The organism is Pseudoalteromonas sp. XMcav11-Q (assembly GCF_040104525.1).
Classification (GTDB): Bacteria; Pseudomonadota; Gammaproteobacteria; order Enterobacterales; family Alteromonadaceae; genus Pseudoalteromonas.
On the sequence record NZ_JBECOX010000008.1, the window covers coordinates 190,659 to 198,248 of the forward strand.

Consider the following 7,590-nt stretch of genomic DNA (forward strand, 5'->3'; position numbering starts at 1 on the left):
AGCTGCACTTACTTTAATGAGACTTAGCTCACACAAATTCCGTATTTGGGCAAAATATCATCAATAACACAGAGGCGATGCTTTTTAGCTGCATCGTGAAAATACTTCCAGTTAGAAGTTAAGAATTCACTGCGAAATGAATAGCTATCGTCGTCACCTTTAGCACGGGTTGTACCTAGCGCTTGGTGTTTCCACGACCCTTCACCTTTTGCAATGTAAGTTAGGGTATAACTTCCAAGCCCAAATCGGTTAGCTTCAATGGCATCAAGCCATAGTTGATGACGTTCTTCACCATCATCCATATCAAATTCAGCAAAGCACTGCGCTATTTTTTGCTTTAATGACTCACTCAAGCCCCTTGTAGCCTCGCCTAGATAGTCTTGATAGACTTTACAGAGCTCATCGGCTGCGACCAGAAAATCGCTTGGATTATCTCGCACCACTTTCTCGCCCAACCCGTTGATGTAACTCCACTGCTGATGAGGCTGATCAGGGTGGGAAAGCGCCTGCCCATGTCCTAAACTTGGAATATCATCTTGAAAAACATCAGAAAAGTATTCGCTTATTCGCTCGCGCCAAGTCTCTTCTGCTTCACCATTCAAGTCCATTATTTCAGTCACTTCATTGACTTCATGCTGTATGCCAGCAAATCCCTGGTGGCCCCAAGTATCAATAAAGACATGAGAGGTGATACCAAGGCGGTGCAGTCCATAAGGCCTATGCTTATCTGCAATACACTCAGCGACCATATCTTTTGCTACATGGGAATGTGGCTTACACACTAGCTTTTGAATAAAGGTGCCCGACGGATTTTGCCCAGCAGGTAACCCCCCATTACCCGGTAGGAAATGAAAAGGTACCCACACTTTCATGTTCTTTAAGCTGTCTAGGTTTTTATAATCGAGCATCTTATGGGCGGTTGCGATGCGCTCGTAAGCAGCACCGTTATCAAACTTGATGTGACCATAGTTTGTTGCATCATCTACGTATTGTGCCGCGTGAGCAATAATTTCAGCCTCTTGGTCAGTGAATCCCGCCGCGCGTGCGACCACCCATGTCATGCCATGATGTAAATCAATTTGCATTTTTCGTTGTCCTTCTCTTTTCCTTTATCGCCACAGTGTAGTCCGTGACACTGAAAATGTAACTATTCCTTACTTTGATTTAGTCGCATTAGGCGTTTGTGGCTCTTGGCTTTGTGGATCCGTAGCATTTGGGTTAACCGAGGCAGGCAAAGCGGATGTGCTGCCCTCCGTATTTAAGATCAATGGTAGGCCATCTTTACCACTGCCTATTACCACCACTTTTGCGTTATTAGATTTCGCCAATTCTATGGTTGCTTCTATGCCACGCCACCTTAGGTAGGTTTCAGATATCCCGCCACTCACTGTTTCTTGGAAGTCGGCTATCCCCTGAGCCTCCACTTTCTTTCGCTCAGCCTCTTTTTCAGCAACATCTAAACGCATTTTATATTCTTGGTATAAGTGCATTTGATTTACCTTCGCAACAATCGCACTATGCACGCCTTCAGGAATATCAACCTGACGAATAAGCATATCGTCTAAATTAACCAAATTGTGCCCTTGCATTTCGCTTTTTTCTTGTTTGAGTATCGACTTCTCTTGTAGCTGAACTTCTCTCAACACAGTGCTTAACAGTTGATCTTGGATCTTTAATCGCTGATTAGCATAGACCTCTTCAGCGGTATAATCAGAAACAATCATACGAACCGCTGATGCAACTTCAGGGATCACAATTTCATCAAGATAGTCTGTCCCGACTAACTTGTGTAGGTAAGGAATATGTTCCACAACAGGACGGTATCGCACTGTTATTTCCATTTTGATCCTGAGCCCCTCGGAGGTAATGGCGTGGATCTCTGTGGTCGCAGTTTGAAATCGACTCGAATAAATCGTCAACGTATCCCAGGGATAAACCAGCACCGTACCCTCATAAAATGGATGTTCTACAAACGTACCACCGCCAAGGCGCTTCCACAGCACCCCAACTTGACCTGAGTCGACTTTAATAAAAATAACTTTGACCAATGCAACGGCAATAAACAGTAGAATAAGTAACGTCACACCTGCGCGAAAACGCCAAGACAAAATACGCTTATGCCACTTGGGCTTGTAACGCTTTAACACCCGCATGAGCAAATTAGATAGGATCAGTGCCAGTATTAAGCCGCCGGCGACGAGTAAGGCAAAATCCCCTGAAATATTAATGTTCATGATGGTACTCCATTACTTTCACTGTCGAGGTGTGCTAACAACTGACCTTCCTCCATTTTTAAGTGCACATCGGCCAAATGGAAATAGGCGTCGTCATGGGTGATGGCAATAATGGTGTTACCACGCGCTTTTAAACGAGGTAACACTTGTTCGTAGAATTTTCGTCTAAAGATAGGATCTTGATCTGCCGCCCACTCATCAAAGATGTAAATGGGACGATTTTCTAAAATGGTACTCAAAAGCGCTAAGCGCTTGCGCTGACCTGATGATAAATCTATGGTGCTAAACGCCCCATTTTGAATACCCACTTTGGCGCGCATCTCTAAAAAGTCCAACCATTCGTCGATTTCTTCAGTACTCAAATCACGAATACCATAGAGCTGCTGGAACAAATGAAAATCCGCAAAAACGGCTGTGAATAGGCTTCGATAAGCAAGGCGATTATCTTCCGTAACCGCTTTGCCATTCAAAAGGATTTGTCCGCTCTGTAATTCATAAAGGCCAGTCAACATCCGTATAAACGTTGTTTTACCGCTACCATTACCACCGGTAATAAAAGTGGTTTTCCCTTGTTCAAAGGTGATATCCACCGGCCCCACAGCAAACGGACGATCGCTCGATTTTTTCTGATGTTGATAAAACGCCCCCGCTAAGGTGATGGCATTGAATGTGGTTAGGCTTTCACTCGGTTCAGGTCGTTTAACCTCTTGCTCATCTTGGACATTTTTTAAATCGCGTTCCAATGCTAAGACGTTTTGCGCCGCCTCTGTTGCGGTGGTGAACACAGGGATCCCACCAACAATACTGGTAATAGGGCCGATTAAAAATAGCGATGCGGTGGTGACTTTAATGACAACATCAGTATACACGTCAGAGAGCATAGGGACGATAAACACCATAGCGCCTGTGGCTGCGAAAAAGGTGATTTGCGACAGAATAAAGTCGGTCGCAAACAAGGTTTGGGTTTTGGTTTTTGCACGCCTTGCACGATTCGAATCACGGCGGTACTCATGTTCTAAATCTTCCGCTCTTGGCTCACTGAGCTTTACTTCTTTAAAGCCATCGAGCAAGTCAGATAAGCGTTGAATAAGCTGGTTTTCGCTTTCAAAAGAAATGCGCATGTTGCGCTGGATTTCATTGGCGCGTAAACGGTGAATACTGGCTCCGACCAAAATCAGTGTCGAGATAACCATAAAAGCCACAAAAGAGTGCCAGGCAATATAAAGAGATGTGAAAAACACCAAACTGATGGATTGACCAATGATCACAAACAGCTGCGCCGACTGAGATATGGTCTGTAACTCTTTGCTGATGGTATTAAAGATCCGCTCTTTACCAATTTTCTCTAGCGTTGACAGCTCGGTATGACGAATGCTTTCAAACAGATCGACTCTCAATTTATCTATAGCACGCTCCACCATTTGCGCGGCTTTAGTCATCAATCTTTGCTGAGTGAAACCATATATTGCAATCGTCAGTGTAAATAGCACCAAGTAGTAAAGAATATGATTTTCTTTATTAATATCAGAGATATTGGCAGCTACGTTGTTGATAAGCGCAAGCACCAACGCGTTGGCCAAACCAGAAATACACCCCAGTGCAATAAAGGTCCTTTTCTTTATCTGAATATGTCGGCGAATTAATTCGTACAATACCATTGTTATTATCTTTTATTGTTATTGGGCTACCGCCCGCGCATGCTACTTAGCATAGTCCCTAAAAATCAAAACTGCCTGTTGGATTTAAATAAATATTGCATTAAAACATTAAGTTATATTTATAAATCGCCCAGTTTTACCGGCAATGTAAGATCTCATTCCTCGTCATTCACCTCTGTGGGCTTGCGCTTTTGCCCAACTAGTAAAATGATCAAGCCAACAATAGGCGTAAACATCAACGAAATTAAAAAGAAGCCCACAGGTCCGGCAAAGGTGTTTCGTCCCCAATAACCAGTTAAAATGCATAACACTAAATATAAAGCGATAAGCATAATTTTCTCCAAGTTGTTGATAAATTCGGTGCGAAGAATAAACCAGCAGTTGCCTGCCGGTTTATGTCAGCCAATATCGGTTATACTGTGGCTTTTTCCGCTGTAGCTGTTGCGTCCGCATTCCCTTTATTTGCACGATACTTAGCTGCGATGTCTGCGATATCCCCTTTCATACTTGCTAGATTCAGGTCTATCAGCGTGCCGCCATTTTCAAAGTGTCGAACAAAAGTTGCGCCTACTGCGTGTGTTGATGCCGCAGACACAACAGGCATAAATGCGATTGCGCTTAACGTGCCAAGGACAGGAACCGCCTTCAAAAAGCTGCTTAGTCCCGCGCCCCCTAAGGTTTGTGGAAAAGAGCCGCCGATCAATGCGCTTACTGTGCCACGCAGCTTGTTGTCACCATATGATTGACCATAGACTTTTGCTACTTCGCCTATCATCTTCATTTGGATCCCTGTCAACGCCACTAAATCAACCGCAGGAACGGGAATAAACCCAGAGCCAAACGACCATTTTGTGTATTTGTCGACAATCAGCTGAGCAACGGCTGCTCTGTCTTCATCAGCAACAAGTTGTGATTCCTGTTGTTCTGGAGCGTCGCTCGCCTTGTCATCCTTCGCTGTTTTTGTCACTGCCATAATTCATCCTCTATGATTTATTTAAACAGTTGTCGAACTCATCAAGCACCATGTTGGCACTTGCCCTAGTACCCAAAATCAAACAAGTTGCACTTATTCAACTCTGAGCTTTACCGCCTTCATCCATGATGAAGAAGTAAACCTAAGAACAACCAAGGATTTGCACAGTGTCACAAATACAACTGAGCGAAACGTTGCCACCTACTGCAGGCGTTCTATTAATTTGTTTAACCGAGCACGAAAGCTCGGTATTTTTCCCTACCGCGTTATGCCTGATTCAAATCTTGCTGGCATTGCTCGGTACGGTGTTTATCACTATAGAAGATAATGTTGCGGATCTCCTTGGCGATACAATCTGACTCAATCCCCTCTTTCACATAGTTGCTAAACACCATGATGCTTTGATCTCGTTCCAGTAAACGGGTGAAACTGGTCACCCATGAATAGGGGTAACTACCAGAGTACTGTAAAAATTTTTCATACATTCTGAGATTTGCATCGGCTGGGTTTTCGGGGCAATTTGCCACTTTGCCGTACTGGTTTGGGTCGACATAAGTCACAAACCAACCATAGCCATAGTATTCACACTCGTCGCTGCTACCAGTGTTAGAGTAGGGAGCAAAGGCCGCTAGTTTCTGGGTATCGTTTAAGATTTGAGTGCCATACAAGCCTTGATCCCACTTATGCATGTCTTCCACTGTGGAATACAAATCTCCAGCGGAATACAGTACCAAAGGGTTGCTATATGGATTCACTAAAATGTCTTCGTAAGGTGCAGGTCCACCTGTAGCTGGTGGACGACCATTGGCAAGGGGTAAGTATTGGTTTTGATTATAGATATAGCCTGTGGTCATATTTGAATAGACACCAATCGCACTGTAAGAGCCGCTGTCCGTCATGCTAAGCGGGTTTAGAATTTGCTCTTGAACGATATTAGCAAACCAATACTCACGACTAATATTGCCTTGTTTGCCAGCCGCTAGCTGCTCAATGATATTACCGATGAGATAATAGTTACAGTTGCTGTATTCATACTTGCTGCCGGGCGTAAATGACGGTGTGCCACTTTGCCCCGCTTCGGCACCACAGGTGCAAAAGCGATTACTAAAATCTTCCGGACCGTTAAGATCTAGACTCGAGTTATATAAATAAGGCCGCCAACCGTAGTTATCGTATACGGCTTCGTTGTCGCTGTAGTTATTGATCCCAGACGACATGGTAAGCAAATGATGTAGCGAAACATCCGCACATTGGTTATCTGGGTACCAAGGCAAGTGATCGCCAATGGTTTCCTGCCGTAAGTCCTTACCATCTAACATCTTCATTAAAATAGCAGCCGAAAACGCTTTGGTATTGGAACCGATGCGATACTTGGACTTAACGCTGTTATCAACATCATATTGCATGTTCTGTGGTCCGCAGTTGGACTGGTACACCACCTTATCAACCGAGGTGATATAAACCGTGCCAAAGAATAGGTTGGCATCGCAATATTCCTTCACCACCGCCGCTATCATTTCTAATTGATTAGGCATAATCGTGTGATTATCTGCGATGCTCTTTTTCTGCAAACAAGAAGCCAGTGCTAAGGTGATGCAAAATAGCATCATCATTCTTAGCCGTAGTTGTATTAGCCATTTCATTTTTTCATTCCTTACATTGCCAACCACGTAACCACTAACAAATGTTGTTGCCCGATTTTCATCGGAATGAGTACCAACTAGTTATGCTGACGCGATATTTGCCATGCCAACTAGTACTTTACGAGTGCCTGTATAGGCCTCTCTGCCATGAGTAAACAGCATATTATCCAGCAGCAAAATATCGTTTCTTTGCCACGGGTAAGCAAAAGTGAGGTCTTGATAAACCTGATTGATGAGCTTGATGTCTTGGTCACTTATTTCGCTACCATCACCAAAAAAGGCGTTACGAGGTAAAAATTCGCTGCCGATACTGTCACGCATTTGTGCACTGAGTTGATTATCTAGGCTCGAGCAGTGGAACAAGTGAGCTTGATTAAACCATACCTTTTCACCACTTTTTGGATGGCGCATGACCGCCGGACGCCATTGCTTGGTTTGTAGCCTTTTATCATCAAGCCAAGTAAATTCGATTTCATTTTGTCGGCAATATTGCTCAACTTCGGCTTTACTCTCAGTCTGAAAAACCTCTTGCCAAGGTAGGTCGATATCACCGTAGTTACGCACGTACTGCACACCTAAACGCTCAAACTTGTCTCTTAATTCACTGGGAATACAACGATATACTTCACGGCTGTCGGCAAGTGGTGTGCACCCACCCGTGGTTGCTGGGATCACACAAAAAAAGCCCATTCGCATCGGCCATACATTGGAGTAAGCATTTTCGTTATGCTGCAGGATCACTTGATCGGCATGATATTCCGTGGTGGTGTAAATATTGTTGTTCAGTGCCGTTCGTGGCGAAGAGCGATAAACATACTGGCTTAAACGCTCACCAAACAAGGTCTCAAGTATGGCGCTAAACTGATTCGTGCTCACAATATTTAAGCCACGAAGCAATGCAAAACCATCTCGCTCAACCCAGTTATTCACCTCTTGAACGTTGTTTTTCACCCATGCCAAGCCGCTTTGTTTAACCTCAGATAAGTCATGTATCCGAGAGTCTGCTGCAATCGTTGTCGGATCCAATTCCAAAGAAAGTGCGTGATCCATTGTTTTCCCATCCTTAAAAGTATGTACTTTTG

At 44.0% G+C, this 7,590-nt stretch carries 7 protein-coding genes; all 7 read right to left on the bottom strand.

The features are described 5' to 3' along the window. Nucleotides 1-23: 23 nt before the first annotated feature. The 7 genes from ABMY45_RS14725 to ABMY45_RS14755 all read right to left on the bottom strand — a co-directional run bounded on the left by ABMY45_RS14725 (nt 24) and on the right by ABMY45_RS14755 (nt 7,558). Nucleotides 24-1,085 (bottom strand): DUF6765 family protein, encoded by a 1,062-nt coding sequence (locus ABMY45_RS14725; RefSeq protein ID WP_010368772.1) that lies wholly within the window; start codon nt 1,083-1,085, stop codon nt 24-26. 69 nt (nt 1,086-1,154) lie between these two features. After that, complete coding sequence (locus ABMY45_RS14730) at nt 1,155-2,234, bottom strand: prohibitin family protein (protein WP_010607111.1); 1,080 nt, start codon at nt 2,232-2,234, stop codon at nt 1,155-1,157. Beyond that, complete coding sequence (locus ABMY45_RS14735) at nt 2,231-3,892, bottom strand: cyclic peptide export ABC transporter (RefSeq protein ID WP_349289068.1); 1,662 nt, start codon at nt 3,890-3,892, stop codon at nt 2,231-2,233. The genes ABMY45_RS14730 and ABMY45_RS14735 overlap by 4 nt, the downstream gene beginning before the upstream one ends. Before the next feature lie 155 nt (nt 3,893-4,047). Next, nucleotides 4,048-4,224 (bottom strand): hypothetical protein, encoded by a 177-nt coding sequence (locus ABMY45_RS14740; protein WP_017217212.1) that lies wholly within the window; start codon nt 4,222-4,224, stop codon nt 4,048-4,050. An 80-nt stretch (nt 4,225-4,304) separates the two neighbouring features. Then, a complete protein-coding gene (locus ABMY45_RS14745) occupies nt 4,305-4,865 on the bottom strand; it encodes a DUF697 domain-containing protein (RefSeq protein WP_010607109.1) in 561 nt (186 codons plus the stop codon). Between the two features lie 266 nt (nt 4,866-5,131). Next, entirely contained in the window at nt 5,132-6,508 is a 1,377-nt protein-coding gene (locus tag ABMY45_RS14750) for a serine hydrolase domain-containing protein (RefSeq protein WP_239421239.1), read from the bottom strand. Between the two features lie 81 nt (nt 6,509-6,589). Continuing rightward, nucleotides 6,590-7,558, bottom strand: a complete 969-nt coding sequence (locus ABMY45_RS14755) for a TauD/TfdA family dioxygenase (RefSeq protein WP_349289069.1) — start codon at nt 7,556-7,558, stop codon at nt 6,590-6,592. Nucleotides 7,559-7,590: the final 32 nt, after the last annotated feature.

Bases quoted from the DNA above. Each gene is read 5' to 3' on its own strand.
- ABMY45_RS14725 (WP_010368772.1), bottom strand. From the start codon at position 1,085: ATGCAAATTGATTTACATCATGGCATGACATGGGTGGTCGCACGCGCG.
- ABMY45_RS14730 (WP_010607111.1), bottom strand. From the start codon at position 2,234: ATGAACATTAATATTTCAGGGGATTTTGCCTTACTCGTCGCCGGCGGC.
- ABMY45_RS14735 (WP_349289068.1), bottom strand. From the start codon at position 3,892: ATGGTATTGTACGAATTAATTCGCCGACATATTCAGATAAAGAAAAGG.
- ABMY45_RS14740 (WP_017217212.1), bottom strand. From the start codon at position 4,224: ATGCTTATCGCTTTATATTTAGTGTTATGCATTTTAACTGGTTATTGG.
- ABMY45_RS14745 (WP_010607109.1), bottom strand. From the start codon at position 4,865: ATGGCAGTGACAAAAACAGCGAAGGATGACAAGGCGAGCGACGCTCCA.
- ABMY45_RS14750 (WP_239421239.1), bottom strand. From the start codon at position 6,508: ATGAAATGGCTAATACAACTACGGCTAAGAATGATGATGCTATTTTGC.
- ABMY45_RS14755 (WP_349289069.1), bottom strand. From the start codon at position 7,558: ATGGATCACGCACTTTCTTTGGAATTGGATCCGACAACGATTGCAGCA.